The sequence below is a fragment of the Hydrogenophaga sp. FW305-3-2-15-A-LB1 genome, assembly GCF_058787875.1.
Map to the genome: position 1 here is coordinate 15,345 of NZ_JBYTAE010000057.1, position 26,194 is coordinate 41,538.

The following is a 26,194-nucleotide window of genomic DNA, read 5'->3' on the forward strand; positions in this document are numbered from 1 at the left end:
CTCACATGCCCGTGAGGCCGCCGGAGCAGATCAGCGTCTGGCCGCTGACGTAGTCCGACTCGGGGATGCAGAACAGGTACACCGAGCCCGCGGCCTCTTCCGGTGTGCCGCCCCGGCCCAGGGGAATGGTCTGTTCCATCATCGACAGCAGGCCGGGGTTCACGCCCACCTTGATGTCGCGCCCGTCGATGTTCGTGGTGGCGCCGTCGGCGGTGCTGCCGGTCAGCCGCGTCTTGATGAGGCCGAAGGCCACGCAGTTCACCGTCACGTTCATGCGGCCCCATTCCTTGGCCAGCGCCTGCGTCACGCCCATGATGCCGGCCTTGGCCGCCGAGTAGTTGGTCTGGCCCACGTTGCCGAACACACCGGCCATGGACGAGATGTTCACCACCTTGCGCACCTTGCGCACGCCGCTGTCCGTCTCGGCCTTGGAGAGGGCGCGGATCACCGGCTGCGCCGCGCGCAGGATGCGGAAGGGCGCGGTGAGGTGGCAGTCCATGATGGCGTACCACTGCTCGTCGGTCATCTTCTGGATCACGTTGTCCCAGGTGTAGCCGGCGTTGTTGACGATGATGTCCAGGCCCTTGAAGTTCTCCACGGCGGTGCCGATGAAGCGCTCCGAAAAATCGGGCGCGGTCACGCTGCCCACGCAGGCCACGGCCTCGCCGCCCAGGGCCTTGATGGCCTCCACGGTCTCCTGCGCCGGATCGGCGTCGAGGTCGTTGATCACCAGGCGCGCGCCGTCCTGGGCGAGCTTGAGGGCGATTTCACGGCCGATGCCGCGCCCCGAGCCCGTGATCAGGGCCACCTTGCCGTCGAGTTTCTTCGTCATTGCGTTGTTTCCTCTTGCTGTCTTGAATGCGTTGTTCAGGCGAGCGCGACGATGGCCTCGCCGACGATCTTGTTCTGGCCGTATTGGTTGGAAGAGCTCACGGCCACGCGCGCGCAGGCCTCGCCGTCGAGGTCCATCAGCTCCACCACCTCGCCGCTGCAGGTGATGGCGTTGCCCAGGTGGGTGATGCCGGCGAAGCGCGCGTCGTACCGGCGCAGGCGCGACTGCGGCGCCCATTGCGTGATGAGCCGGCCCACCCAGGCCATGCCCAACATGCCCTGCGCGAACACGTCGGGCATGCCCGAGCGGCGCGCGAAGTCCAGGTCGATGTGGATGGGGTTGTGGTCGCCCGAGGCGCCGCCGAAGAGCGCGAGCGTGGCGCGGTCCACCGGCGGGAGTTGCAGGGCGGGCAGGCGGTCGCCGACCTTGATCGATGCGGTCATGGTGTTCTCTTCCCTTTCAGTGGCGGACCACGAGCACGGTGCGCAGCTCGGCGACGAGTTCCTCGCGCTGGTTGGTCACCCTGGAGTCCTTGACGGCGAATTCCAGCTTGCCGCCCTTCTTGTCGTAGATGTCGGTGATGGTCGATTGCACGGTCACCGTGTCGCCCGCGCACACCGGCCGGAGGTAGCGGAACGACTGCTCGCCGTGCAGCAGCTTGGCCAGCGGAATGTCCAGGTCGGCCAGCAGCTGGTCGTTGGCCCCGCTGTCCAGCTCGGCCGCGAACAGGAAGGTGGGCGGTGCCGGCACGTCGGCGTAGCCGGCGGCCTTCGCGGCGGCCGGGTCCACGTAGACCGGGTTCTTCTCGCCAATCGCCTTGGCGAAGAACTGCAGGCGCGTGCGGTCCACCGTGAGCACCGAAGGCTTGAGCTGATAGCCGATGAATTTCTTGTCGATCATGCGGCCACCTTTTCGTACATCGTCACCACGCAGGCGCCACCCAGGCCCAGGTTGTGCTGCAGCGCGATGCGCGCGCCTTCCACCTGGCGCTTCTCGGCCTGGCCGCGCAGCTGCTGCACGAGCTCGGTGCACTGCGCCAGACCGGTCGCACCCAGTGGATGGCCCTTGGAGAGCAGACCGCCCGAGGGGTTGGTGACCACCTGGCCGCTGTAGGTGTTGTCGCCGTCTTCCACGAACTTCTGCGCGCCGCCGCGTTCGCACAGGCCCAGGGCCTCGTAGCTCAGCAGCTCGTTGTGCGCGAAGCAGTCGTGCAGTTCCACCACCTGCACGTCGCGCGGGCCCAGGCCGGCTTCGGCGTACACCTGCTCGGCGCAGGCCTTGGCCATGCTGAAGCCCACCACTTCGCGCATGTCCTTCGCGCCGAAAGTGGCGGGGCCGTCCGTCGTCATGGCCTGAGCGCGGATGCGCACGGCCGTGTTCAGGCCATGCTTCTTTGCGAAGGCCTCCGAGCAGACGATGGCCGCCGCCGAACCGCAGGTGGGCGGGCAGGCCATCAGGCGCGTCATCACACCCGGCCACATCACCGGCGCGTTCATCACCTCTTCTTCCGTCACCACGGTGCGGAACAGCGCCAGCGGGTTGTTCGACGCGTGGCGGCTCGCCTTGGCGCGGATCTTGGCGAAGGTGTTCAGCGGCGTGCCGAACTCCTGCATGTGGGCCAGGCCCGCGCCGCCGAAGTAGCGCAGCGCCAGCGGAATCTCGCCATGGCCCACCAGTTCTTCCGTGGCGTCGTCGAAACGCTCGAAGGCGCTCGCGCGGTCCTTGAACACCGAGCCGAGGGCGCCTGGGTTCATCTGCTCGAAGCCCAGCGCCAGCACGCAGTCGGCCGCGCCGCTCATCACCGCCTGGCGCGCGAGAAAGAGCGCGGTGGAACCGGTGGAGCAGTTGTTGTTCACGTTCACGACGGGAATGCCCGTCATGCCCACCTCGTACAGCGCGCGCTGGCCGGCGGTGGAGTCGCCGTACACATAGCCCACATAGGCCTGCTGCACCTTGGCGTAGTCCAGGCCCGCGTCGCGCAGCGCCGCGTTCACCGCCTTGGCCGCCATCTGCGGATAGGGCTCGCTCGCCCCGGGTTTGGTGAACGGCACCATGCCGACCCCCACGACATACACGTCTTGCTTCATGAACGGTCCTTTGTGCGGCGGGGCGGCGGCCCCGAAAAATTGGTTGGAAGACGGGGCGGATGCTAGGCTTCGACCCATTTCCTAGCGATAGCCGAACACCCTGAAACCATGGCAAAAGACCTCAAACAGCGAAAACCTCGGGAAAACCCGGGGGCCTTCATTGCCCCTGTTTTCGTGTTCGGCATGCTCTCCGGGCCGGAAAGCCGGGGCATGAACATGGATGGCTATCTACGTCAAGTCGGGGTGGACCCGCATGCCCTGCGCCAACCCGGCCACCAAGGCGTCACGCCCATGCAGTACGTCGCGCTTTTTTATGCGCTGCTCAACGACATGAAGGACGAATGCATGGGCCTGTTCTCGCGCCCGTTCAAGCCTGGCAGCTTCGCGCTGACGGCGCGCGAAGGCCTGTCCGCGCACGACCTGCGGCGCGCGCTCAAGCGCATGAGCGCGGCGCTCAACCTGCTGCAGGACGACATCTTTTTCTCGCTGCAGGTCAACGGCGACGAAGCCGGCCTGCACATGCAGACCATCGCCCCCGACCACCCCACGCCCGTGTTCGCGCAGGAGACCATGGTGCGCGTGCTCTGGCGCCTGGCCGCCTGGCTGCTGAACGCGCCGCTGCCCATCACGCACTTCGACTTCAGCTACCCCGAGCCCGACGGCCAGGAGGGCTACAACCTCGTGTTCCCCGCGCCCCGGCGCTACGGGCAGGCGGCTTTCGGTTTCTGGTTCAAGGCCAAGGAACTGGACACCCCGGTGAGCCGCGACGAGCCGGCCCTGCGCGTGTTCCTCACCGACGCGTACACGCAAGTCATCTCGCCGCCGCGCGACTTCGGCGCCGTGGCGCAGCGGGTGCGCAACCACCTCATGCGCAGCTACCCGCAATGGCCCTCGCTGGAGGCCGTGGCCGAACACCTGCACACCTCACCATCGAGCCTGCAGCGGCACCTCTCGGCCGAACACACCTCGCTGCAATGGCTCAAGGACGACCTGCGGCGCGACCTCGCGATCTCGCGCCTGTCGTCATCGCGCGTGTCGCTGGTGCAGCTGGCGAGCGAGCTCGGCTTCAGCGACAGCCCGACCTTTCAGCGCGCGTTCAAGAAGTGGACGGGGAAACACTGCGGGGCGTATCGGCGGCGCTGAACGCCGAAGCTATACTTCTTTCGTCGTACAAAAGTGCGATCAGGATTGGCGTCCTGCTGACAGCTTGCGTTTTGAGATGGCTGCAATGTTTCGGCGTTGCGGCCATCATCTTCTTCGTCTGTGCTTTCCTGTTTATGGTGGCCCGGATGGGGAGACGCAAGTCTCGCCGATGGTGCAAGCTGTCTCGGTACGCCAACCTGTTCGGGCCACCGCCACCTCAAAAGGGTGGTGGTGGAACTCATCGCAACAGGAAGGCCCATGAAGCAAGCACCGTTCTTTTTCCCCCGACCGCTCCGACTCGCGTTGCTGATCGACGCCGAGAACATGAGCTGGACATGCTGCGAACCCGTGATGAAGCTGGCGGCCGAACGCGGCCACCTGCTCATCCGCCGCGCGTACGCCGACTGGACCAACCCGCACGTCGCTTCCTGGCGCAAGGTGCTGGAGGCCAACGTGATCCGGCCGGTGCAACAGTTCCACTACCGCCACGGCAAGAACGCCAGCGACTCCGCGTTGATCATGGACATGATGGAAATGCTGCTCGCCCCACAACGCAAGGTGGATGGTTTCTGCATCGTGTCATCGGACAGCGACTACACGGGCGTGGTCACCCGCGCCCGTGAAGCCGATGTGCCGGTCTATGGCTTTGGCCGGCAAGATGCCGCGAAGAGTTTTGTGGCGGCTTGCAATGGGTTTGCGTTTCTGGATCACGGGGCCGATGACAGACACGATGCCGCTCGCTCGCCCAGTGCGAGCTACAGCGACCCGCCCGCCCAGTTCTCCTGAAGAAATTCCAGCAGCGCCTTCACCCGCGCCGTGCCCATCTTGCGGCGCGGCACATAGGCCTTGAACCAGTTTTCCTGCGGCTCGTGTTTGGGCAACAAGGGCACCAGCGTGCCTTTGGCCAGCTCGGCCCCCGCGATGTAGCGCGGCAGCAGCGCCACGCCCAGGCCTTGCAGCGTGGCGCGCAGCACGGTGCGGTTGTCGTCGGCGAGCAGGCGCGGGTGCACGTCGACCGTCACCACGCCGCGCGCGCTCTGAAAGGCCCAGCTGGTGCCGGTAGGCGCGAAGGCGATGCAGGCATGGTCTGCGAGGTCGCGCGGGTGCGTGGGGGTGCCGCGTTCTTTCAGGTACGCCGGCGCCGCGCACAGCACTGGTTGCACGGGGCACAGCGGCACGTCCACCACGCCTTCGTAGCTGGCGGCGCGCCCGCTGATGGCGAGGTCGAAGCCGGCTTCGGCCGGGTTGGTGGAGCGGTCGACCAGCGACAGCTCCAGCGTGATGCGCGGGTGCGTGGCGAGGAAGGCGCAGAACACGTCGCCGAGCTGCTCCATGGTGAGTGTGGTGGGGGCCATCACGCGCAGGTGGCCTTCGGGTTTGCCTTCGTCGCGCCGCACGGCGTGCAGCAGGTCCTCGAACTCGGCCACCACGCCGGCCGCGCGCAGGTGCAGCCTTTCGCCGGCTTCGGTCAGCGTCACCTTGCGCGTGGTGCGCTCGAACAGCCGGGCCTGCAGTTCGGCCTCCAGCTGGGCGATGCGTTTGGCCACCACCGAGGGCACCACACCGAGCTGCCGCGCGGCTTCGGAGAAGCCGCCGCAGCGCACGACCTCGACGAAGGTGCGGATGTGGGTGGTGGTGTCCATTTGTTCTTAAAACAGTCAAGTGATAACCAATATTGAGTTCAATTATCTTTGATTCAGATCAATAAAATTCGCCTGCCCCATTCGAATCCCTGGAGACCAACATGAAGAGACACCAGTTCCTCGGCGCCTTGCTGGCGGGCGCTGCCGTCCACCTGCTGCCCGGTGCCGCGCTGGCACAGAGCAGCTACCCGGCCCGGCCGATCCGGATCGTCACGCCGTTCCCGGCGGGCCAGGGGCCGGACGTGCTCTTGCGCAACCTGGCCGAGAAGCTGGGCCCGGCGCTGGGCCAGCCCGTGCTGATCGAGAACAAGCCGGGGGCAAGCGGTTTCGTGGCCTTCCAGGCGGCGCGCCTGGCGCCGGCCGACGGCTACACGCTGGTGCACATGGACAGCTTTCACATCGGCACGCAGCCGCACCTGTTCAGCAAGCTGCCCTACAGCGCCACGCAAGACTTCGATCCCGTCACGCCGCTGGTGCGCAACTACTTCTTCGTGGTGGTGCCCACCGCGTCCAAATGGCAGACCATGGGCGACCTGATCGCCAGCGCCAAGGCCAAGCCCGATGGGGTGACATATGGCTCCTGGGGCGTGGCCAGCCCGGCGCACCTGGGCGGCCTGATGCTGGAGTCGGCCACGGGCACGCGCATGACGCACGTGCCGTACAAGGAGTCTTCGCAGCTCTACACCGGCGTGGCCAATGGCGAGCTGGACTGGGCGATCGGCTCGGCCGCCTCGGCCGGCGCGATGCTGCAGGCGGGCAAGGTGCGGCTCCTGGCCGCCGCCGCGCCCACGCGCATCCCGGGTTATGACAAGGTGCCGACCGCCGCCGAGACCGGCGCGCCCGCGCCATGGGCGGTGGGCGGCTGGAACGGCCTGCTCGCGCCCAAGGGCACGCCCCGGGAGATCGTGGTCAAGCTCAACGAGGCCATCGCCAAGGTGATGCAGTCACCCGACATGCGCAGCAAGCTGACGCTGTTCACCTACGAGCCTTACACCATGTCGCCCGCCGAGATGGGCAAGCTGATGGAGCAGGAGGTGGCGGCCTGGGGCCCGTTGATCCAGAAGTCCGGCATCAAGCTCGACTGAGGTTCTGACCATGGCACGGCCCAACTTCGACGTGCAGGTCAGCGCCGTGCGGCAGCTGACCGACCGGGTGCGCGAGTTCCAGTTGACCCGGGTGGACGGCAGCCCGCTGCCGTCGTATGCCGCCGGGTCGCACATCGCGCTGCACACGGTCTCGCCCGAGCGCGGGCTGATCGTGCGCCACTACTCGCTGGTGGGCGGCGCGACGCTGGACGACGATGCGCGCCACACCTACCGCATCGCGGTGCAGCGCGAGGACCATGCCCGGGGCTCGGCGCACATCCATGCCACGTTCGAGGTGGGCACGCGCCTGCGGGTCGGGCCGCCGGTGAACAACTTCCCGCTCGACCGGCGCGACCAGAACGTGTTGCTGATCGCGGGCGGCATCGGCATCACGCCCATCTTCTCGATGGTGCGCAGCCTGGCCCGCCGCCGCTGCGACTACCGCGTGTTCTACGCCGGCCGCGAGGCCGCCGGCATGGCCTACCGCGGCGAACTGGCGCAACTCGCGGGCGAGCGCGTGCGCTTCCACCACAGCGACGCGCAGGGCACGCCAGACCTGCAGGCGCTGCTGCGGGCCCAGCCGGCGGGCACCGCCGTGTACGTGTGCGGCCCCAAGCCGATGATCGATGCCACACATGAAGCGGCTGCCGCGCTCGGCTGGGCACCGGAGCGGGTGCGCAGCGAGCGCTTCACCGCCGCGATCTCGGGCGACGCCCGGCCCTTCAGCGTGCACCTGCAGCGCACGGGCAAGACCGTGCAGGTGGGCAGCGACGTGAGCATCCTCGATGCCCTGCTGGCCGAGGGCGTGCCCGTGTTGTGGGACTGCCGGCGCGGCGAATGTGGCCTGTGCCCCTTGCCGGTGCTGAAGGCCGAGGGCGGCATCGAACACCACGACCACTACCTCACCCCCGAAGAGAAGGCCGCCGACGAATCGCTGTGCATCTGCGTGTCGCGCGCGCGCGGCCCGTCGCTCGTGCTGGACGCCTGAACGCTGGAAAGACATCCCATGGACATGATCGTTGAACGCCCCGCCGAGTTCGAAGTGGAACCCTCGCGCGAGTTCGTGCCGGGCGGCTTCGCCGACCACACCACGCCGCTGGTGCGCAACTGCTGGTACGTGGCCGCGCTGGCCAGCGAGGTGACGCGCGAGATCATCAGCCGCCGCCTGCTGGGGGTGGACGTGGCGCTGTACCGCACGCTGGCCGGTGAGCCGGTGGCGGTGCGCAACCGCTGCCCGCACCGCTCGTTTCCGCTGGCCAAGGGCCAGCTGGTGGGCGACGTGCTCATGTGCGGCTACCACGGCATGCGGTTCGACCCCTCGGGCCGCTGCGTGCACATGCCGGCCATGCCCATCGTGCCGACGAACGCCAACGTGCGCAGTTTTCCCACGGTGGAGCGCGGCACGCTGATCTGGATCTGGATGGGCGACGCCGACCACGCGGACGAGTCCCTGGTGCCCGACACCGGCTGGCTGGGCAGTCCCGAGTGGAAGACGGTCAGCGGCGGTTTCCATCTGAAATCCGACTACGTGGCCATGCACGAGAACCTGCTGGACCAGACGCATTTCCCGTTCCTGCACCCGGGCGCCATCGGCACGCCGGAGTACGCGCGCTCGCGGCTGAAGGTGCGCGAGGAGGGCGGCATGGTGATCATCGACCGCGAGCTGCGCGACTCACCGCCGCCCGGCGTGTACGCGATGCCCACGGGCCTGACGGGCCAGCCGGTGGACCGGTTCTCGGACGCGCGCTTCGTCTCGCCCGCGCTGCACACGGCGTACGCGCGCATCGTGGACAACCGCGACCCGAGCGGGCAGCCGCGCACCTACCGCTTCAACATCAGCCACATCTTCACGCCCGAGACGAACCACTCGATCCACTACTGGTGGTTCTGCAGCCGCAACTTCCAGCTGGACGACACCGCCATCGACGAACACCTGCACAGCGCGTCGACCAAGGCCTACCAGGAAGACGTGGACGCGCTGGAGTGGATCATGGATGTGGTGCGCAACGACAGCGAGCCGCAGTTCGACCTGAACTTCGCGCCGGACAAACCGGGGCTGATGATGCGGCAGATCCTGTACCGCCTGGCCGCGGCCGAAGCGGGCGCGAAGGCGTGAGGGACGCGTTTCAGAGGTCGGTGCGCAAACGCCATATTTCCGGGAACAGCACCACGTCGAGCATCTTGCGCAGGTAGCTCACGCCGCCGGTGCCACCGGTGCCGCGCTTGAAACCGATCACGCGTTCCACCGTGGTCACGTGCCGGAAGCGCCAGAGGCGGAAGGCGTCTTCCAGGTCGGTGAGTTTTTCGCCGAGCTGGTACAGGTCCCAATGGTCCTTGGGGTTGCGGTACACCTGCAACCAGGCCTGCTCGACGGCGTCGCTGGCTTCGTAGGGCTGGGTCCAGTCGCGCTGCGTGTGGCTGGCGGGCACGGCCAGGCCGCGCCGCGCGAGCAGGCGCAGGGCTTCGTCGTAGAGCGATGGCGCTTCGTAGGCGGCCTGCACGACGGCCATGCGCTCGGGGCTGTGGGCGTGCGGCTTGAGCATGGCCGCGTTCTTGTTGCCCATGGCGAATTCGATGCAGCGGTACTGGTGGCTCTGGAAGCCGCTGGACTGCGCGAGGTAGGGCCGCAGCGCGCTGTATTCGGGCGGGGTCATGGTGGCGAGCACGTCCCAGGCGTGCACCAGCTGTTCCATGATCTTCGAGGTGCGCGCGAGCATCTTGAAAGCAGGTTGCAGCTCGTCTTTCGCGATGCTGTGAATGGCGGCGCGCAGCTCGTGCAGCATGAGCTTCATCCAGAGTTCGCTGGTCTGGTGCTGCACGATGAAGAGCATTTCGTCGTGCGCGGGCGAGAGCGGTTTCTGCGCGTTGAGGATGGCGTCGAGCTGCAGGTAGTCGCCGTAGCTCATGTCGCGGCTGAAGTCGAGTTGCGCGCCTTCCTCGTGCACGATGTCTTCGGGCTTCGAGGCCGGATCGGTGTGGTGCGGGCACATGCTCAGGTCACCGCGTGTTTGGTGTTGAATTCGGCGCGCCGCCACTCGCCGGTCTCCAGCACCTGGCGCAGCTCGTCGGCGGCGTTCCACACGTCTTCGAAGCCGATGTAGAGGGGCGTGAAGCCGAAGCGCAGGATGTCTTTGTGGCGCTGGCCATCGCCCGCGCGGAAGTCGCCCACCACGCCGCGCGCGATGAGGGCCTGCACGATGGCGTAGGCGCCTTCGTCCTTCGTGAGGCAGACCTGCGAGCCGCGCTCGGCCGGGTCGAGCGGCGTGGCCAGGCCGATGCCGTGGCCCTGGCAGCGTTCGTCCACGAGTTCGATGAAGAGGTCGGTGAGCGCGAGCGACTTGGTGCGCAGCGCGGCCATGCCGCCATGGGCTTCGGCGGCGAGCAGGGTGTCCACGCCGCATTCGAGCGCGGCCAGGCTGATCATGGGCTGGGTGCCGCACTGGTAGCGCGTGATGCCGGGCGCGGGCCGGTAGTCGGGCGTGAACTCGAAGGGCGTGGCGTGGCCCCACCAGCCGGCCAGGGGCTGCCAGAAGCGGTCGGCGTGGCGCGGGTTGACCCACACGAAGGCCGGCGCGCCCGGGCCGCCGTTGAGGTACTTGTAGCCGCAACCCACGGCGTAGTCGGCGCCCGCGCCGGTCAGGTCCACTGGCACGGCGCCCGCGCTGTGCGCGAGGTCCCACAGCATGAGCGCGCCGGTGGCGTGCGCGGCGGCGGTGATGGCGGGCATGTCGTGCATGACGCCGGTGCGGTAGTTCACGTGGGTGAGCATGAGCACGGCCACCTCGGGCGTGAGGGCGGCGGGGATTTCTTCGGGCTCCACCAGCATCAGCTCGAAACCGTGCTGCTGGCACAGGGCTTCGGCGATGTAGAGGTCGGTGGGGAAGTTGCTGCGCTCGCTCACGATGCGCCGGCGCTTGGGGTGGTCGACGCTGGCGAGGTCCATCGCGGCCGAGAGCACCTTGAAGAGGTTGACCGAGGTGCTGTCGGTGGCGACCACGGTGCCGGGCTCGGCGCCGATGAGGCGCGCGATCTTGTCGCCCACCTTCTTCGGCTGGGCGAACCAGCCGTGCTTGTTCCAGCTCTGGATGAGGTCGGTGCCCCATTCCTGCGTCACCACCTCGGCCACGCGCGCGGGGGCGCTGCGCGGCATCACGCCGAGCGAGTTGCCGTCGAGGTAGATGGTGCCCTCGGGAATGAAGAAGAGGTCGCGCAGGGCGCGCAGCGGGTCTTGCGCGTCGAGCGCGCGGCAGTCGGCGAGGGTGGGGGCGTTGTTCATGGCAGTTGGCGCAGCACGGCGCGCACGGGGCTGGCGTCGGCGGTGGTGAGTTTGAGGGGCAGGGCGATGAGTTCGTAGTCGCCTTCGGGCACGCCGTCGAGCAGCAGGTTTTCCAGCACGCGCAGGCCGCGCCGGCGGATGGTCTGGTGGCTGTCGAGCGTCTTGCTGCTGGCGGGGTCGATGCTGGCGCTGTCGATGCCGATGAGCAGCACGCCGAGGTCGGCGAGTTGTTCCACGGTGTCGGGCGCGAAGGCGGGCAGGGCGTCGTCGAAGCGGTCCTGCGGCTGGTGTTCGTACACGCGCACGAGCACGCGCTGGGGAAGGTCGGTGAGCGCGTGCGCGATGTGTTCGGGCCTGACCAGCGGGCCGCAGCCGATGGCATGGATCACGCGGCAAGGGCCGAGGAAGGCGTCGAGCGGCACATGGCCGATGGCGGCGCCGTCGGCGTCGTAGTGCAGCGGCGCGTCGGCGTGCGCGCCCACGTGGGGCGAGAGCGTGATGGCGCTGACGTTGACCGGGCAGCCCGGGCCGATGGTGGCGGCCCACTCCTGGGTGTAGGCGGTGTCACCCGGAAAAACCGGGGCGCCGGCGTGCACCGGCGGAGAGATGTCCCAGAGCTGTTTCATGGTGCATGGAAGGTAGCACCCTGAAAAATTCCGTGGTGTCGGTTATTGCCAACAGACCCGGAAAATAGTTGAGGCTTGAATCAAATAAGCGCCGGCAGGCCGTGGCGCTGGCGGGCGCGCGCGCAGGCGTCGCTGCCTTCCTCGAACTCGCGGCAAGGCGAAGGCCGCCATTCGTAGATGCCGCAGACCGCCTTCTGGCCCACCTTGCCGGTGAGGGCGGCGCAGCGGGGCGGCGAATGGTCGGTGCCGCGCAGGCGGGCGGTGTGCTCGGTGACCTCGACCGCCAGCCCGCCAGGCACGCAGCCGCCCATCTCGTCCAGCTCGTGAACGGAGAAATCGACCCGGAAACAGGCGCAGCAGGCGCCGCAACTGGTGCAGGCGCTCATGGAACCCGAGGCGCGAGCGCCGGCGCGCGGTAGACCAGCACCTTGAGCGCGCGCTCGGGCGAGGCGTCGGCAAAGGCCTCGGGGTTGGGCAGGCGCTGTTCGAACACCAGCTCGGGCGCGGCTTCCTGCATCTGCTGCCGCAGGAAGGCGGTGTCGAGCTCGGGCGCGTTGAGGCAGAGCAGCACCCGGCCGCCGGGCAGCAGCAGGTCGGGCAGGCGGCGCATCAGGCGCTGGTAGTCCTTGGTGGCGACGAAGCTGCCCTTCTGGAAGCTCGGCGGGTCGACGATGACCAGGCCGTAGGGGCCGCCGCGGGTGATCTTGCCCCAGGTCTTGAAGATGTCGTGCGCGAGGAAGCTGGCGCCGCCCGCGAGGCCGTTGAGCGGGTGGTTCTGCTGGCCGATGGCCATGGCGCCGCCGCTCATGTCCACGTTGACCACCTGTTTCGCGCCGCCCTGCAGCGCCACCACCGAGAAGGCGCAGGTGTAGGCGAACAGGTTCAGCACCTTTTGTTTGTCGGCATGCTCGCGCACCCATTGGCGGCCTTCGGCCATGTCCAGGAACAGGCCGTGGTTCTGGCCCTTGAGCACGTGCACCAGGAAGCGCGCGCCGCGCTCGCTCACCACGTGGGGTTCGGGCACGGCGCCGGCCATCAGGCGGGTTTCGGTCTGGCTGTCGTGCCGGCACTGGAAGACCCAGTTCAGCGGTTCGCCGGGCGCCACCTGGGTCCAACGTTCGGTCAGCGCGGTGTGCAACACGGCCAGCGTGGCCTCGTTCACGGGTTGGAAGCTGGTCAGCACCCAGACCGGGGGAAAGGCGTCCAGCGCCCACTGCTCGCAGCCCGGGTGCAGGCCGCCCCGGCCGTGGAAGACCCGCCGCGCCTCGGCGGCGGGTTCGAGGCGCGCGATGGCGTCGAGCAGGGCTTGCATCAGGCCAGGCGGCCGAGCAGCAGGTACTCCATCAGGGCCTTCTGGACGTGCATGCGGTTCTCGGCCTCGTCCCAGACGACGGACTGCGGGCCGTCGATCACCTCGGCGCTGACCTCTTCGCCCCGGTGCGCGGGCAGGCAGTGCATGAAGAGGGCGTCGGGCTGGGCGGTGCGCATCATGGCTTCGTCCACGCACCAGCGCTTGAAGGCGGCGCGCCGCACCTCGTTTTCGGCCTCGAAGCCCATGCTGGTCCACACGTCGGTGGTGACGAGGTGGGCGCCCGCGCAGGCTTCGAGCGGGTCCTTGAAAACCTTGTAGCAGTCCGGGTTGCGGATGCCGGCGAGCACCGGGTCCACCTCGTAGCCGCTGGGGGTGCTCACGTGCACCGTGAAGCCCAGCAATTCGGCGGCCTGCAGCCAGGTGTTGGCCATGTTGTTGCCGTCACCGACCCAGGCCACGACCTTGCCCTGGATGGAGCCGCGCCGCTCGATGAACGTGAAGATGTCGGCCAGGATCTGGCAGGGGTGGAACTCGTTGGTCAGGCCGTTGATGACCGGCACGCGCGAGTGCGCCGCGAAGGCTTCGATCTTGCTCTGCTCGAAGGTGCGGATCATCACGATGTCGACCATGCGGCTGATCACGCGCGCGCTGTCCTCGATGGGCTCGGCGCGGCCGAGCTGGCTGTCGCCGGTGGTCAGGTGCACCACCGAGCCGCCCATCTGGTACATGCCGGCCTCGAAGCTCACGCGGGTGCGCGTGCTGGCCTTCTCGAAGATCATGGCCAGGGTGCGGTCGGGGTCGGCGAAGGGCTGGTACTTCTCGACCGCCTTGAACTTGCGCTTGATGAAGGCCGCGCGCTCGAACAGGTAGGCGTAGGTGGCGGCGTCGAGGTCCTTGAACTGCAGGTAGTGCGGGATCGTCATGGCGGGGGCGGCGCTCATTCGGCCAGGAAGGCGTGGATCAGCGGCAGCAGGATGGCGGCCACCTCGTCGGCCTCGGCCGTGGTCATGATCAGCGGGGGCACCATGCGGATCACGCTGTCGGCCGTGACCGAGAGCAGCAGGCCGGCGTCGGCGGCGCGCTGGGTGATCACGCCGCAGGGCTTGGTGAGCTCGATGCCGATCATCAGGCCCTGGCCGCGGATCTCCTTCACGCCGGCCTTGCCGATCAGGTCCTTTTCCAGCACGGTGCGCAGGTGCTGGCCCACGCGGGCGGCGTTCTCCAGCAGGCCTTCCTCTTCCATGATGCGGATGGTCTCGACCCCGGCGCGCATGGCCAGCGGGTTGCCACCGAAGGTGGTGCCGTGGTTGCCGGGCTGGAAGATGTTGGCGGCCTTGGGGCCGGCCACGACCGCGCCGATCGGCACGCCCGAGCCCAGGCCCTTGGCCAGCGGCATCACGTCGGGCACGATGCCGGCCCACTGGTGGGCGAACCACTTGCCGGTGCGGCCCATGCCGCACTGCACTTCGTCGATCATCAGCAGCCAGTCGTTGGCGTCGCACAGGGCGCGCACGTCCTTCAGGTACTGCGAGCGCATCGGGTTCACGCCGCCTTCGCCCTGGATGGTCTCGAAGAACACGGCGACCACGTTGGGGTTGCCGGCGGTGGCCTTCTTCAGCGACTCGATGTCGTTGAGCGGCACGCGGATGAAGCCTTCGACCAGCGGGCCGAAGCCGGCCTGCACCTTGGGGTTGCCGGTGGCCGAGAGGGTGGCGATGGAACGGCCGTGGAAGGCTTTCTCGTAGACCACGATCTCGGGGCGCTCGATGCCCTTGTCGTGGCCGTACTTGCGCGCCAGCTTGAGCGCGGCCTCGTTGGCTTCCAGGCCGGTGCTGCAGAAGAACACGTTGGTCATGCCCGAGCGCTCCACCAGCATCTGCGCGAGCCGTTCCTGGTCGGGCACGTGGTAGTAGTTGCTGGAGTGGATCAGCTTGGCGATCTGGTCCTGCAGAGCGGGCACCAGTTTGGGGTGGCCGTGGCCCAGGGTGTTGACGGCGATGCCGCCCAGCGCGTCCAGGTACTCCTTGCCGTTGGTGTCCCACAGGCGCACGCCTCGGCCGTGTGACATCGCGATCGGCAGGCGGCCGTAGGTGTTCATCACGTGGGGCGAGGCGACGGGCTTGAGGGCGGCGTTCATGCAGGGACTCCGGTGGGAAGGGCCAAAAAGAAAGCGGCTCAACGAAGGTTGAGCCGTTGAAGCGCGATTTTAGGGGCAGCGGGCGGGCATCATCATTGCTTGTTGGGCATCGCTGAAATGCGCCCGGTGTACGCTAGCGGGTCCGGGTTATCCCTCGTTCCAAGTCTTATATAAGATAGAATACCTGCCTCCTGCCCCGGCGAGCGATCCTCGGTCCGGCGGCGGCATTCTTCCAGTCGAGCCCTCCATCCGAAGGCCTCTCCCCCCGATGGTTTCACCGACAGCCAAACAAGTTTTCATCCAGGGTGTCACGAAGGACGGCCGCACGTTCCGACCCAGTGACTGGGCCGAGCGCCTGGCCGGGGTGATGAGCTCGTTCCGCCCCGGGGGCGCCACCCCCGGCAGCCACCTGAGCTACTCCCCCTGGTGCGTGCCCAACAACATCAACGGCATCAAGTGCGTGGTGGTGCATGCGGACCTGCGCGAGGCCGAGCCCATGGCCTGGGACTTCTGCATGAACTTCGCGCGCGACAACGGCCTGCAGGTGGTCGAGGCCTGCCTCCTCCCCGATCCCCCGTCCAAGACCTGATCCCCCCGCTTTTGGCGCGGGCAACAAAAAAGCCGTCTTGCGACGGCTTTTTTGCTTTTGCTGGCAGCGCACCCGTTTCAAACGGCAGGCCTTGGGGGCCCGGGCTGGTGGTCTGGCGGGGCCTGACCGGGGCGGGTTCAGGCAGCGGCTGCTGCGAGACCCTTGACTTTGGCCGACAGGCGGCTCTTGTCGCGCGCGGCCTTGTTCTTGTGGAAGATGCCCTTGTCGGCGACGATGTCGACGACTTTCTGCATCTTGGCGAACAGTTCGGTCGCCTTGGCTTTGTCACCGGTCAGAACGGCTTTTTCAACGTTCTTGACGGCGGTGCGGTATTTGGAGCGCAGCGAGGTGTTGGCTGCATTGATCTTGACGTCCTGGCGCACGCGTTTGCGGCCAGACGCCAGGCGGGGGTTCTTTTTCTTCGGCTTGGTTGCCATGGTGAGTTCCTTCGGTGTTTGGGGATGATGCCAGCAAAGCCCGCGATTTTAGCACGGCCCGCCGGGCTGGCAAGGGTGGCCGGCCGGGCGGGGCGAGGGGGCGATCCCGGTCGTTACACTCGCCGCGTGACCCTTTTCAAGTCCGCCTCCCTCGTTTCGCTGCTCACGTTGGCGTCCCGCATCACCGGCCTGGTGCGCGAACTGCTGATGGCGGCGACCTTCGGCGCCAGCGCGCTGACCGACGCCTTCAACGTCGCTTTCCGCATCCCCAACCTGCTGCGCCGGCTGTTCGCCGAGGGCGCGTTCAGCCAGGCGTTCGTGCCGGTGCTGGCCGGCGTGCGGGAAAAAGAGGGCGACGACGCCACCCGGGTGCTGGTGAACCAGATCGCCACCGTGCTGGCCTGGGCGCTCACCGCCACCTGCGTGCTGGGCGTGGTGGGCGCGCCGGTGCTGGTCTGGGCCATGGCCAGCGGCCTGGACGACCCCGGCTTCGACGCCGCCGTGTTCATGACGCGCTGGATGTTCCCCTACATCGCCTTCATGTCCTTCGTGGCGCTGTCGGCCGGCATTCTGAACACCTGGAAACGTTTCGCGGTGCCGGCGGCCACGCCGGTGCTGCTCAACGTGGCCATGATCGCCGCCGCCGGCTGGGGCGCGCCCTGGTTCGCTTCGCTGGGCATCGAGCCCATCTACGCCATGGCCGGGGGCGTGCTGCTGGGCGGCACCCTGCAGCTGGGCGCGCAGATCCCCGCGTTGCGCCGGCTGGGCCTGCTGCCGCGCGTGAGCCTGCGCTGGTCGGCGCTGAAAACCGCCTGGCACCACCCCGGCACCCGCCGGGTGACCACCCTCATGCTGCCGGCGCTGCTGGGCGTGAGCGTGGCGCAGATCTCCCTGCTGATCAACACCCAGATCGCCTCGCACCTGGGCGCCGGCAGCGTGAGCTGGCTGACCTATGCCGACCGCCTGATGGAATTCCCCACCGCCATGCTGGGCGTGGCGCTGGGCGTGGTGCTGCTGCCGCAGCTGGCGGCGGCCAAGGCGTCCGACGACGCGGACCGCTACAGCGGCCTGCTCGACTGGGGCCTGCGCCTGGTGGTGCTGCTGGCCGTGCCCTGCGCGGTGGCGCTGCTCACCTTCGCCCACCCCCTGGTGGCCGTGCTGTACCACTACGGGGCGTTCACCGACGCCGACGTGCAGCGCACCGCCACCGCCCTGATGGGCTACGGCGCCGGCCTGATCGGCCTGGTCGCGATCAAGGTGCTGGCGCCGGGCTTCTACGCGCGGCAGGACATCCGCACGCCGGTGAAGATCGCCATTGGCGTGCTGGTGCTCACCCAGGTGCTCAACGTCCTGCTGGTGCCCCGGCTGGCCCACGCCGGGCTGGCGCTGGCGATCGGCATCGGCGCCATGGTCAATGCCCTGTTCCTGCTGGTGGGGCTGATCCGCCGGGGCGCTTACAAACCGTCACCGGGCTGGGCCCGCTTCGGCATGCAGGTGCTGGCGGCCAGCGCCTTGCTGGCGGTGTTCCTGATGTGGGTGGCGGCGCGCTTCAACTGGCTGGGCTTCGAAGGCCAGGCCCTGCAGCGCGTGGGCCTGCTCACGCTGTGCGTGCTGGGCGGGATGTTGGTCTATTTCCTCACGCTGCTGCTGGCGGGGTTGAACCTGAGGCAGTTCGTCAGAAAATGACGTAATCTGCGGAAACCGGATTCCCCACCATGCCGACCGCGTACGAATACCCCGCGCCGACCCCCCTGGGCTACTTTGCCGCCCTGGTGGGCGACGACGAGGCTTTGCCCCTGTTCGAGGCGGCCACGGCCGTGGCCCAGGACGAATACCCCGACCTCGACGTGCAGCAGGTGCTGGGCGATGTGGATCAGATGCTCGCGCGCGTGCGCCGGCGCTGCGCCGCCGACGCCGGGCCGCTGCAGCGGCTGCGCACGCTCAACCAGTTCTTCTTCCGCGACATGGGGTTCGGCGGTAACGTCAACAACTACTACGACCCCGACAACAGCTTTCTCAACGCCGTGCTGCGCACGCGCCGGGGCATTCCCATCACGCTGGCCGTGCTCTGGCTGGAGCTGGCCCAGGGCCTGGGCCTGAAGGCGCGTGGCGTCAACTTTCCCGGCCACTTCATGGTCAAGGTCAACCTGCCCAATGGCCAGGTGGTGATCGACCCCTTCACCGGCCAGTCGCTCAGCCGCGAGGACCTCTCGGAACGGCTGGAGCCCTACAAGCGCCGCAACGGCCTGGTGGACGACTTCGACGTGCCGGTGGGCCTGTACCTGCAGGCCGCCACGCCGCGCGAGATCCTGGCGCGCCTGCTGCGCAACCTCAAGGAAATCCACCGCACGCAGGAAGACTGGCTGCGCCTGATCGCCGTGCTGGACCGCCTGCTCATCCTGCTGCCCGACGCCTGGATCGAGTACCGCGACCGGGGCCTGGCCTGGGCCGAGATGGGCGACGTGCGCCTGGCCGTGGGCGACCTGGAAACCTACGTGGAACACGCCGACGACACGCTGGACCGCGACGCCATCGCCCAGCGCCTGCAGGAACTGCGCCGCGCGCTCAACTGAGCCGCCGCCCGCCCGCGGGGGCGGGGATGTGTCGCCATGTAATTCCGTTTGACGCGAGCCGGCCGCGCAGGGACCATGCGCGCCAACCCCCGCCAATCCGGCGACAAGAAAAACGACGGTATGAAACAACTGATGCTGGTGGGCGCCACCGGTCTGGTGGGCAGCCATGTGCTGCGACAGGCCCTGGCCGACCCCGCCGTGGAACGCGTGGTCGCGCCGACCCGCCAGCCGCTGGCCCCACACCCCAAACTGCTCAACCCCGTGGTGGACTTCGAGCGCCTGCCCGAAGACGCCGATTGGTGGCGGGTGGATGCGGTGATCTGCACCCTGGGCACCACCATCCGCGCGGCGGGCTCGCAGGCCGCTTTCTACAAGGTGGACCACGACCACCCGCTGGAGGTGGCCTACCTCGCGCGCCGCCATGGCGCGCGGGCCTTCGCCCTGAACTCCGCGCTGGGGGCCGATGCGCGTTCGCGCGTGTTCTATTCGCGCACCAAGGGCGAGGTCGAGCGCGACCTGCAGGCCGTGGGCTACCCCTCGCTCACGCTGGTGCGCCCGGGCCTGATCGACGGCCTGCGGCCGCAGAGCCGGCCCCTGGAACGGCTGGCGGTGCTGGTCTCGCGAGGCGTGCAGCCCCTGCTGCCGCGGCGCTACCGCGTGGTGCCGGCCGAGCGCATCGCGCACCACCTGCTGCAGGCCGCGCTGGCGGCGGCGCCGGGCGTGCACGTGCTGCCGTCCGAAGCGCTGATCTGAGCGGCGGCCGCGGCGCGGCTGCTTTTTTTCGCATATGGAAACTCGGAATCGATCGTTGTTGATGCGCTGACCCGTTCCTAGACTGCCTCCTCTGAACACATTTGTTGGAGAGCAGACGATGGCGCAACGTGGCCTTTCTTCCCCGCTGTTGAGCGATGCCGCCGGGCAGCAGCAGATCGAGACCGATGTCCTGGTGATCGGGGGCGGGCCGGCGGGCGCCTGGGCGGCCATCGCGGCCGCCGCGCGCGGCGCCAGCGTGACCCTGGTGGAGAAGGGCTTCTGCGGCACCTCCGGCGCCACCGCGCCCTCGGGCACCGGCCTGTGGCACGTGCCGCGCGACGCGGCCGCGCGCGAGAAGGCCAAGGCCAGCCGCTACGCCATGGGCGGTGAACTGGCCGAGCACGCGTGGATGGACCGCGTGCTCGAACAGACCTGGCTCAACACCGAGACACTCACGGAATGGGGCTACCCCTTCCCGATCGACACCGAAGGCCAGCTGCAGCGCACCTCGCTGCAGGGGCCGGAGTACATGCGCCTGATGCGCAAGAAGGTGAAGGAGTCGGGTGCCCGCATCCTCGACCACAGCCCGGCGCTGGAGCTGCTGACCGACGAGAACGGCGATGTGGCCGGCGCCACCGGCCTCACGCGCACCACCGGCGAGACCTGGGTGGCGCGGGCCGGCGCGGTGGTGATCACCACCGGCGGCTGCGCCTTCCTGAGCCGGGCGCTGGGCTGCAACGTGCTCACCGGCGACGGTTACCTGATGGGCGCCGAAGTCGGCGCCGAGCTCTCGGGCATGGAGTTCTCCAACGCCTACGGCCTGGGGCCTTCGTTCTCGTCCGTCACCAAGTCCCTGTTCTACAACTGGGCCACCTTCTACGACCGCGACGGCGTGGCCATCGAGGGCGCGGGCTCGTCTCGCGGCCGCAGCGTGATCGCGCGCACGCTGCAGACGCAGCCGGTGTTCGCCTGCCTGGACCGGGCCGACGCCGAGATCCGCGCCTGGATGCGCCACGCGCAGCCCAATTTCTTCGTGTCCTTCGACCGCCAGGGCATCGACCCCTTCAAGGACCACTTCCCGGTGGCCCTGCGGCTGGAAGGCACGGTGCGCGGCACCGGCGGCCTGCACGTGATCGGCGACGACTGCGCGACCTCGGTGCCCGGTCTGTACGCGGCCGGCGACGCGGCCACGCGCGAGCTGATCTGCGGCGCCTTCACCGGCGGCGGCAGCCACAACGCGGCCTGGGCCATGTCGTCCGGTTTCTGGGCCGGCGCGGGCGCGGCCGACTTCAGCCATGGCGCGCGCAGCCTGGCCAGGCGCCGCCTGCACCGCGCGGGCACCGCCGGCATCCAGGAAGGCGGGGCCCCGGCCTGGGACCCGGAAGAACTGGTGCGCGCGGTGCAGGCCGAGGTGTTCCCCTACGAACGCAACTGGACGCGCCGTGCCGACCTGCTGGAGGACTCGCTGCAGCGGCTCGACGCGCAGTGGGCGCGTGTGCGCCACGCCAGCGCGCCCAGCCTGCAGCAGGCGGTGCGCGCGCGCGAGGCCGTGGCCATGCTGGCCACCTCGCGCTGGATGTACCGCAGCGCCCTGCAGCGCACCGAGACGCGCGGCATGGCCCGCCGGCAGGACCACGCCGGCCTGGACCTGGGCCAGCGGCACCGCCTCGTCAGCGGCGGCCTGGACGAGGTCTGGGTGCGCTCGCAAACCGTTCGCCAACCGGTCAACCTGGACCTTGAAAGGCTCGCCGCATGATCGAAATCGTCAGCCCCGAACGCTGCACCGGCTGCAACATCTGCGTGAGCGCCTGCCCCACGCAGGTGTTCGAGGCGGTGCCCGGCGGCATCCCGCGGATCGCGCGCCAGTCGGATTGCCAGACCTGCTTCATGTGCGAGCTGTATTGCCCGACCGATGCGCTGTACGTCGCGCCGGTGGCGGACCACGCCGTCACCGTGGCCGAGGAGGGCACCGAGGTGCGGCAATGGATCGGCAGCTACCGCCGCGCCGTCGGCTGGGGCAAGGACCGCCAGCCCACCGCCGCGCTCGATGCGAGTTTTGAACTGCTGCGGCGCGCGCACTAGATGGCCCACCCCCGCCGCGCTTCGCGCGACCCCCTCACGGGGGCAACACCTGCGGCCCCGGCAAAGCCGGTTCCGCGGTGTTCTGGACTGAAACCCTTCAATCTCCACGGAAACTTCCCATGACCGCTTCTTTCTGGAAACACCTGACGGCCTTCGCGCTCGCCGCCACCGCCGCTTTCGGCGCCCACGCGCAGGCCCAGCCCGAGACCATCCGCTTCGGCGGTTTCGGCCAGGGCTTCGGCCAGCCCCACGGCGTGGCCTTGCTCGCCATCGCGCAGGGCAAGGGCTTCATCGCCGACGAGTTCAAGGGCACGCCCGTGAAGCTCAGCTTCGAGTATTTCACCGGCACCGGTCCTGCGATCAACGAGGCCATCGCCAACAACCGGCTCGACGTGGCGCAGTACGGCTCGCTGCCCAACATCATCGGCAAGGCCGGCGGCCTGCCCACGCGCATCCTCGCGTCCTACGGCTACACCACCGTCTTCGGGCTGGCCCGCAAGGACCTGGAGGTGAACTCGTTCAAGGACCTCAAGGGCCGCAAGGTGGCGGTGGCCAAGGGCACGGTGCTGCACTGGGCGCTGCTCAAGGCGCTGCAGGACAACGGCCTCACGCTGCGCGACATCCAGCTGGTCGACCTTAAGACCGCCGACCAGCTCGCGGCCCTGACCGCCGGCAGCGTGGACGCGGCGGTGGGCTCCAGCAGCCTGCTGACCTTGCGCGACAAGGGCGTGGGCAAGGTGTTCTATTCGTCCAAGGACCAGGGCGCGAAGCCTCGGGCTTCGGCGGCATCCTGGTGAGCGAGACTTTCGAGAAGCAGTACCCCGACGCCACGCAGCGCATCGCCAACGGCCTGGTGAAAGCCGCCCACTGGCTGGGCCAGGAGGCCAACCGCGACGAGGCCTACCGCATCTGGACGCTCTCGGGCATGCCTTACCAGGCCTTCAAGGACGACTACGACGGCGTCTCACTCAAGGAAGCCTTCAACCCGCGCGTGGACGCCTTCCTGCTCAGCCAGTACGACGACGCGATCGACTTCACCAAGGACAACAAGCTGATCCGCAACGACATCGACGTGGCGAAGTGGGCCGCACCGCAGTACGTGGAGAACGCGCTGCGCGCCCAGGGCCTGCAGACCTACTGGACGAACCGCGCTGCCCTCGTGGCGCGCCGCTGAGGCCGATCCATGGCGGCCCTCGAACACCTGGCCGACGGGGTCGGCGCCTCGCCGCTGCCGCGCACCGCGGCTTGGCCCTGGCGCACCGCGTTGCCGGCCCCGCTGCGGCGCCTGCTGCTGGCGCTGGCCCTGCCGGCCGCCATCGTCGCGCTCTGGCAGTGGGCGGCGGTGCGGGGCTGGGTGCCGCCACAGATCCTGCCGGCGCCCGCGCTGGTCTGGGACACCTTCCTGGAACTGGCGCGCGGCGGTGAACTGCTCGACGGCTTCCTCATCAGCCTGCAGCGCATCGGCTCGGGCCTGGCCCTCGGCGGGCCGCTGGGGCTGGCGCTGGGCATCTGGCTGGGCGTGTCGGCGCGCGCGCGCAGCCACCTGGAGCCCACGCTGCGCGCGCTGTTCGCCGTGCCCACGCTGGGCTGGATTCCCATCCTCATCCTGATCTTCGGCATCGACGAGGCGCTCAAGGTCATCGTGATCGCCAAGGCCGTGATGGTGCCCGTGGTGCTCAACACCTCGCGCGGCATCCGGAACATTCCGGTGGCCTACCTCGAAGCCGCGCGCGTGCTGCGCCTGCGGCCCTGGACGCGCCTGACCCGCCTCACGCTGCCGGCCTGCCTGCCCACCGTGTTCAGCGGTTTCCGCTTGGGCCTGAGCCATGCCTTCATCGCGCTCATCGTGGTGGAGATGCTCGCGGCCACCGAAGGCATCGGCTACATGATGGTCTGGGGCCGCAAGCTGTTCCAGCTCGACATCGTGATCGTCGGCATCGTGGTCGTGGGGGTGGCGGGCTATGCGCTGGACCTGCTGCTGCGCCGGCTCGAACGTGGCCTGAGCCGCTGGGCGCCCGGCCATGGCTGAGACCCGCATCCCCCCGGGCGCCTGGCTGCCGCTGGCCATCGGCGCGGCCTGGCTGCTGCTGGTCGACACCGGTGCCATTGCCCACCCGCTGATGGTGCCGCTGCACGAGGTGCTGGCCGCGCCGTTTTTCGACGAACAGGGCCGCCAGATCTGGTCGGCCGCCGCCAGCAGCCTGGTGCGCGTGGCACTGGGCTTTCTCATCGGCGCCAGCCTGGGCATCGCCGTGGGCGTGGCCGTCGGTCTGTCGCGACCGGCGCAACTGGCCGTCGCGCCCACCGTGCACGGCCTGCGCCAGGTCGCGCTGTTCGCCTGGATTCCCTTGCTCACCGCCTGGTTCGGCAACGGCGATCTGGTGAAGATCGTGTTCATCTCGATCTCCACCTTCTTCCCGGTCTTCCTCAACACCGAGCAGGGCGTGCGCGGCATCGCGCCGGCCTACCGCGAGGTGGCCGCGATCGTGCGGCTCGGGCCCTGGCTGCGGCTGCGCCGGCTGGTGCTGCCCGCGATCCTGCCCTCGGTGCTGACCGGCGTGGAGCTCGCGCTGCTGACGGCCTGGATCGGCACCGTGGGTTCCGAATACGCGATCGGCACCGGCCGGGGCATCGGCGCCTACCTCGCCACCGCGCGCGACGTGTTCCGCATGGACCTGGTGCTGATCGGTGTGCTGGTGATGGCCCTGGTGGGCTACGGCCTGAGCCGCGTCGCGCAGCTTCTTTTCCTGCGCCTCATTCCCTGGAGAACCCGCTGATGAGCACCCCCACCCTGGAGGCGGTCGCCCCCACCGCCCTGAGCCTGCGCAACGTGGGCAAGACCTACCGGATCGAGGGGCAGGACCTGCCGGTGCTGCAGCGCATCGGCCTGGAGATCGCGCGCGGCGAGTTCCTGGGCATCGTCGGTGCCTCGGGCTGTGGCAAGTCCACGCTGCTGCGACTGATCGCGGGGCTGGACGACCGCTTCGATGGCGACATCCTGATCGATGGCGAACCGGTGGCCGGGCCGGGCGTGGAGCGCAGCCTGGTGTTCCAGGACCACCGCCTGTTTCCCTGGCTCAACGTCACGGACAACATCGGCCTGGGGCTCGACAGCCTGGACCTGAGCCGGCGCGAGCGCGAGGCGCGCATCCGCGAACAGCTCGAACTCGTGGGCCTCACGGGGTTCGCGCAAGCCTGGCCGCACCAGCTCTCGGGCGGCATGGCGCAGCGCGCGGCCATCGCTCGCGCGCTGGTCTCGCGGCCGGACATCCTGCTGATGGACGAGCCCTTCGGTGCGCTCGATTCGATCACCCGGGCCCACATGCAGGAAGAGCTGCTGCGCATCTGGCGCGAGCGGCGCATCACCGTGGTGATCGTCACGCACGACGTGGACGAGGCCGTGTTCCTGGGTGACCGCGTGGCGGTGATGGAGCCCCGGCCGGGCCGGGTGCAGAGCGTGATCGATGTGGACCTGCCACGCCCGCGCGAGCGCACGGGCACGGCCTTCAATCAGATCAAGCAGCGCGTGCTCGGGCAGCTCAAGCGCTGAGCGCGCGGTCGCCTCAGGCGACGACGACGGCCGCGCCTTCGCCGCGTGCCGCGATCTTGCCGATCTCGTGCACGGTTTCACCGAGGCCGCGCAGCGTGGCGGCGCAGGCGGCGGCCTGGTCGGCGGCGATCACCACCACCATGCCGATGCCGTTGTTGAAGGTGCGGTTCATCTCGATGTCGTCGATGCCGGCGGTCTTCTGCAGCCAGGCGAACAGCTCGGTCTGCGGCCAGCTGCCCTTCACCAGGTGGGCGGCCGTGCCTTCGGGCAACACGCGGGGGATGTTCTCCAGCAGGCCGCCGCCGGTGATGTGGGCCAGCGCCTTGATGGGGTGCGCGGCCAGCGCGGCCAGCACGTTCTTCACGTAGAGCCGGGTCGGCTTCATGATCGCTTCGCGGAACGGCTGGCCGTCCAGCGTGGCGGGCAGGTTCGCGCCCGCGCGCTCCAGGCACTTGCGCACCAGCGAGAAGCCGTTGGAATGCACGCCGTGCGAGGCCAGGCCGAGCACCACGTCGCCGGCTTGCACGCTCTGGCCGGTGAGGATCTTGGATTTTTCGACCGCGCCCACGCAGAAGCCGGCCAGGTCGTACTCGCCGGCCGGGTACATGCCGGGCATTTCGGCGGTTTCACCGCCGATCAGCGCGCAGCCGCTGAGCTCGCAGCCCTTGGCGATGCCACCGACCACGGCCGCGGCCGTGTCCACGTCGAGCTTGCCGCAGGCGAAGTAGTCCAGGAAGAACAGGGGTTCGGCGCCTTGCACCAGCACGTCGTTCACGCTCATGCCGACCAGGTCGATGCCCACGGTGTCGTGCATGTTCCATTCGAACGCCAGCTTGAGCTTGGTGCCCACGCCGTCGGTGCCGGAGACCAGCACCGGTTCCTTGTAACGCTTGGGCACCTCGAACAGGGCGCCGAAACCGCCGATGCCGGCCAGCACGCCTTCGCGCATGGTCTTCTTGGCCAGCGGCTTGATGCGCTCGACCAGGGCGTCGCCCGCGTCGATGTCAACGCCGGCGTCTTTGTACGAAAGAGGGGTGGAGGGGGTGGTCATGGGCGGTCGGCCCCGGCG

The 26,194-nt window shown here is 68.7% G+C and carries 30 protein-coding genes; 16 read left to right on the plus strand and 14 right to left on the minus strand.

Features of this window, described 5'->3' with window-relative positions; translation table 11 throughout:
* Nucleotide 1: 1 nt before the first annotated feature.
* From AC3WPZ_RS17760 to AC3WPZ_RS17775, 4 genes are read right to left on the minus strand one after another with little or no spacing between them, the layout of a single operon-like run.
* Nucleotides 2-832, minus strand: a complete 831-nt coding sequence (locus AC3WPZ_RS17760; protein ID WP_492435829.1) for an SDR family NAD(P)-dependent oxidoreductase — start codon at nucleotides 830-832, stop codon at nucleotides 2-4.
* A gap of 35 nt (nucleotides 833-867) precedes the next feature.
* On the minus strand, nucleotides 868-1,275 hold the full coding sequence (locus tag AC3WPZ_RS17765; RefSeq protein ID WP_297397169.1) for a MaoC family dehydratase: 408 nt from the start codon (nucleotides 1,273-1,275) through the stop codon (nucleotides 868-870).
* 16 nt (nucleotides 1,276-1,291) lie between these two features.
* A complete protein-coding gene (locus tag AC3WPZ_RS17770; RefSeq protein ID WP_382321106.1) occupies nucleotides 1,292-1,732 on the minus strand; it encodes a MaoC family dehydratase N-terminal domain-containing protein in 441 nt (146 codons plus the stop codon).
* Nucleotides 1,729-2,919, minus strand: coding sequence for a lipid-transfer protein (locus AC3WPZ_RS17775; RefSeq protein ID WP_492440797.1), 1,191 nt, complete (start codon nucleotides 2,917-2,919; stop codon nucleotides 1,729-1,731). The genes AC3WPZ_RS17770 and AC3WPZ_RS17775 overlap by 4 nt, the downstream gene beginning before the upstream one ends.
* A gap of 210 nt (nucleotides 2,920-3,129) precedes the next feature.
* On the opposite strand from AC3WPZ_RS17775, the gene AC3WPZ_RS17780 reads away from it, so the two are divergent.
* Both AC3WPZ_RS17780 and AC3WPZ_RS17785 read left to right on the plus strand, forming a co-directional pair.
* Nucleotides 3,130-4,062 (plus strand): AraC family transcriptional regulator ligand-binding domain-containing protein, encoded by a 933-nt coding sequence (locus tag AC3WPZ_RS17780; RefSeq protein WP_492440799.1) that lies wholly within the window; start codon nucleotides 3,130-3,132, stop codon nucleotides 4,060-4,062.
* A 258-nt stretch (nucleotides 4,063-4,320) separates the two neighbouring features.
* Nucleotides 4,321-4,848: an NYN domain-containing protein gene (locus tag AC3WPZ_RS17785; protein WP_492435837.1), complete on the plus strand. Its 528-nt coding sequence runs from the start codon at nucleotides 4,321-4,323 to the stop codon at nucleotides 4,846-4,848.
* Here the strand turns inward: AC3WPZ_RS17785 and AC3WPZ_RS17790 are convergent.
* Nucleotides 4,818-5,705: a LysR family transcriptional regulator gene (locus tag AC3WPZ_RS17790; protein ID WP_492435839.1), complete on the minus strand. Its 888-nt coding sequence runs from the start codon at nucleotides 5,703-5,705 to the stop codon at nucleotides 4,818-4,820. The two genes, AC3WPZ_RS17785 and AC3WPZ_RS17790, sit on opposite strands and share 31 nt — an antisense overlap.
* 101 nt (nucleotides 5,706-5,806) lie before the next feature.
* Between AC3WPZ_RS17790 and AC3WPZ_RS17795 the strand changes: the two genes are divergently transcribed.
* The 3 genes from AC3WPZ_RS17795 to AC3WPZ_RS17805 are packed head-to-tail and all read left to right on the plus strand — an operon-like array spanning nucleotide 5,807 to nucleotide 8,906.
* Entirely contained in the window at nucleotides 5,807-6,790 is a 984-nt protein-coding gene (locus AC3WPZ_RS17795; RefSeq protein ID WP_492440801.1) for a Bug family tripartite tricarboxylate transporter substrate binding protein, read from the plus strand.
* A gap of 10 nt (nucleotides 6,791-6,800) precedes the next feature.
* Nucleotides 6,801-7,778, plus strand: coding sequence for a PDR/VanB family oxidoreductase (locus AC3WPZ_RS17800; protein ID WP_492440803.1), 978 nt, complete (start codon nucleotides 6,801-6,803; stop codon nucleotides 7,776-7,778).
* 18 nt (nucleotides 7,779-7,796) lie between these two features.
* Complete coding sequence (locus tag AC3WPZ_RS17805; RefSeq protein ID WP_382321095.1) at nucleotides 7,797-8,906, plus strand: Rieske 2Fe-2S domain-containing protein; 1,110 nt, start codon at nucleotides 7,797-7,799, stop codon at nucleotides 8,904-8,906.
* A 10-nt stretch (nucleotides 8,907-8,916) separates the two neighbouring features.
* Here the strand turns inward: AC3WPZ_RS17805 and kynA are convergent, their stop codons facing one another.
* The 7 genes from kynA to AC3WPZ_RS17840 form a co-directional block, all read right to left on the minus strand.
* Nucleotides 8,917-9,780: a tryptophan 2,3-dioxygenase gene (gene kynA, locus AC3WPZ_RS17810; RefSeq protein WP_382321093.1), complete on the minus strand. Its 864-nt coding sequence runs from the start codon at nucleotides 9,778-9,780 to the stop codon at nucleotides 8,917-8,919.
* Between the two features lie 2 nt (nucleotides 9,781-9,782).
* Entirely contained in the window at nucleotides 9,783-11,066 is a 1,284-nt protein-coding gene (gene kynU, locus AC3WPZ_RS17815) for a kynureninase (RefSeq protein ID WP_492440805.1), read from the minus strand.
* On the minus strand, nucleotides 11,063-11,692 hold the full coding sequence (gene kynB, locus AC3WPZ_RS17820) for an arylformamidase (protein ID WP_382321091.1): 630 nt from the start codon (nucleotides 11,690-11,692) through the stop codon (nucleotides 11,063-11,065). Before kynB ends, kynU begins: the two co-directional genes overlap by 4 nt.
* 80 nt (nucleotides 11,693-11,772) lie before the next feature.
* Nucleotides 11,773-12,078 carry a YkgJ family cysteine cluster protein gene (locus AC3WPZ_RS17825; protein WP_382321089.1) on the minus strand — a complete coding sequence of 102 codons (306 nt, stop codon included), beginning with the start codon at nucleotides 12,076-12,078 and terminating at the stop codon, nucleotides 11,773-11,775.
* Nucleotides 12,075-13,004, minus strand: coding sequence for a class I SAM-dependent methyltransferase (locus tag AC3WPZ_RS17830; RefSeq protein ID WP_382321087.1), 930 nt, complete (start codon nucleotides 13,002-13,004; stop codon nucleotides 12,075-12,077). The genes AC3WPZ_RS17825 and AC3WPZ_RS17830 overlap by 4 nt, the downstream gene beginning before the upstream one ends.
* Entirely contained in the window at nucleotides 13,004-13,945 is a 942-nt protein-coding gene (argF, locus tag AC3WPZ_RS17835) for an ornithine carbamoyltransferase (RefSeq protein ID WP_382321085.1), read from the minus strand. Before argF ends, AC3WPZ_RS17830 begins: the two co-directional genes overlap by 1 nt.
* On the minus strand, nucleotides 13,942-15,141 hold the full coding sequence (locus AC3WPZ_RS17840) for an aspartate aminotransferase family protein (RefSeq protein ID WP_492440807.1): 1,200 nt from the start codon (nucleotides 15,139-15,141) through the stop codon (nucleotides 13,942-13,944). Before AC3WPZ_RS17840 ends, argF begins: the two co-directional genes overlap by 4 nt.
* Before the next feature lie 268 nt (nucleotides 15,142-15,409).
* On the opposite strand from AC3WPZ_RS17840, the gene AC3WPZ_RS17845 reads away from it, so the two are divergent.
* Nucleotides 15,410-15,730 carry a DUF3579 domain-containing protein gene (locus AC3WPZ_RS17845; RefSeq protein ID WP_382156119.1) on the plus strand — a complete coding sequence of 107 codons (321 nt, stop codon included), beginning with the start codon at nucleotides 15,410-15,412 and terminating at the stop codon, nucleotides 15,728-15,730.
* 137 nt (nucleotides 15,731-15,867) lie between these two features.
* On the opposite strand, the gene rpsT is transcribed toward AC3WPZ_RS17845, so the two are convergent.
* Complete coding sequence (rpsT, locus tag AC3WPZ_RS17850; RefSeq protein WP_291120948.1) at nucleotides 15,868-16,167, minus strand: 30S ribosomal protein S20; 300 nt, start codon at nucleotides 16,165-16,167, stop codon at nucleotides 15,868-15,870.
* Nucleotides 16,168-16,293: 126 nt separating this feature from the next.
* Here rpsT and murJ point away from each other — a divergent pair, with 126 nt between their 5' ends.
* The 10 genes from murJ (at nucleotide 16,294) to AC3WPZ_RS17900 (ending at nucleotide 25,125) form a co-directional block, all read left to right on the plus strand.
* Nucleotides 16,294-17,853, plus strand: coding sequence for a murein biosynthesis integral membrane protein MurJ (murJ, locus tag AC3WPZ_RS17855; RefSeq protein WP_382156121.1), 1,560 nt, complete (start codon nucleotides 16,294-16,296; stop codon nucleotides 17,851-17,853).
* A 29-nt stretch (nucleotides 17,854-17,882) separates the two neighbouring features.
* Nucleotides 17,883-18,740, plus strand: a complete 858-nt coding sequence (locus AC3WPZ_RS17860) for a SirB1 family protein (RefSeq protein ID WP_291120952.1) — start codon at nucleotides 17,883-17,885, stop codon at nucleotides 18,738-18,740.
* A 120-nt stretch (nucleotides 18,741-18,860) separates the two neighbouring features.
* Nucleotides 18,861-19,493: an NAD-dependent epimerase/dehydratase family protein gene (locus AC3WPZ_RS17865; protein ID WP_444687133.1), complete on the plus strand. Its 633-nt coding sequence runs from the start codon at nucleotides 18,861-18,863 to the stop codon at nucleotides 19,491-19,493.
* Between the two features lie 118 nt (nucleotides 19,494-19,611).
* Entirely contained in the window at nucleotides 19,612-21,249 is a 1,638-nt protein-coding gene (locus tag AC3WPZ_RS17870) for an FAD-dependent oxidoreductase (RefSeq protein ID WP_492440809.1), read from the plus strand.
* Complete coding sequence (locus tag AC3WPZ_RS17875; RefSeq protein WP_382156127.1) at nucleotides 21,246-21,575, plus strand: 4Fe-4S binding protein; 330 nt, start codon at nucleotides 21,246-21,248, stop codon at nucleotides 21,573-21,575. The genes AC3WPZ_RS17870 and AC3WPZ_RS17875 overlap by 4 nt, the downstream gene beginning before the upstream one ends.
* 119 nt (nucleotides 21,576-21,694) lie before the next feature.
* Entirely contained in the window at nucleotides 21,695-22,372 is a 678-nt protein-coding gene (locus tag AC3WPZ_RS17880; RefSeq protein ID WP_492440811.1) for an ABC transporter substrate-binding protein, read from the plus strand.
* Nucleotides 22,369-22,749, plus strand: a complete 381-nt coding sequence (locus tag AC3WPZ_RS17885; RefSeq protein WP_492440813.1) for a hypothetical protein — start codon at nucleotides 22,369-22,371, stop codon at nucleotides 22,747-22,749. The genes AC3WPZ_RS17880 and AC3WPZ_RS17885 overlap by 4 nt, the downstream gene beginning before the upstream one ends.
* Nucleotides 22,750-22,758: 9 nt before the next feature.
* Nucleotides 22,759-23,604: an ABC transporter permease gene (locus tag AC3WPZ_RS17890; protein WP_382321077.1), complete on the plus strand. Its 846-nt coding sequence runs from the start codon at nucleotides 22,759-22,761 to the stop codon at nucleotides 23,602-23,604.
* On the plus strand, nucleotides 23,597-24,352 hold the full coding sequence (locus tag AC3WPZ_RS17895; protein WP_382321075.1) for an ABC transporter permease: 756 nt from the start codon (nucleotides 23,597-23,599) through the stop codon (nucleotides 24,350-24,352). Before AC3WPZ_RS17890 ends, AC3WPZ_RS17895 begins: the two co-directional genes overlap by 8 nt.
* The gene (locus AC3WPZ_RS17900; protein WP_444687128.1) at nucleotides 24,352-25,125 is read left to right on the plus strand and encodes an ABC transporter ATP-binding protein; all 774 of its coding nucleotides are present in this window, start codon (nucleotides 24,352-24,354) and stop codon (nucleotides 25,123-25,125) included. The genes AC3WPZ_RS17895 and AC3WPZ_RS17900 overlap by 1 nt, the downstream gene beginning before the upstream one ends.
* Nucleotides 25,126-25,138: 13 nt before the next feature.
* On the opposite strand, the gene purM is transcribed toward AC3WPZ_RS17900, so the two are convergent.
* Complete coding sequence (purM, locus tag AC3WPZ_RS17905; protein ID WP_382321071.1) at nucleotides 25,139-26,176, minus strand: phosphoribosylformylglycinamidine cyclo-ligase; 1,038 nt, start codon at nucleotides 26,174-26,176, stop codon at nucleotides 25,139-25,141.
* Nucleotides 26,177-26,194: the final 18 nt, after the last annotated feature.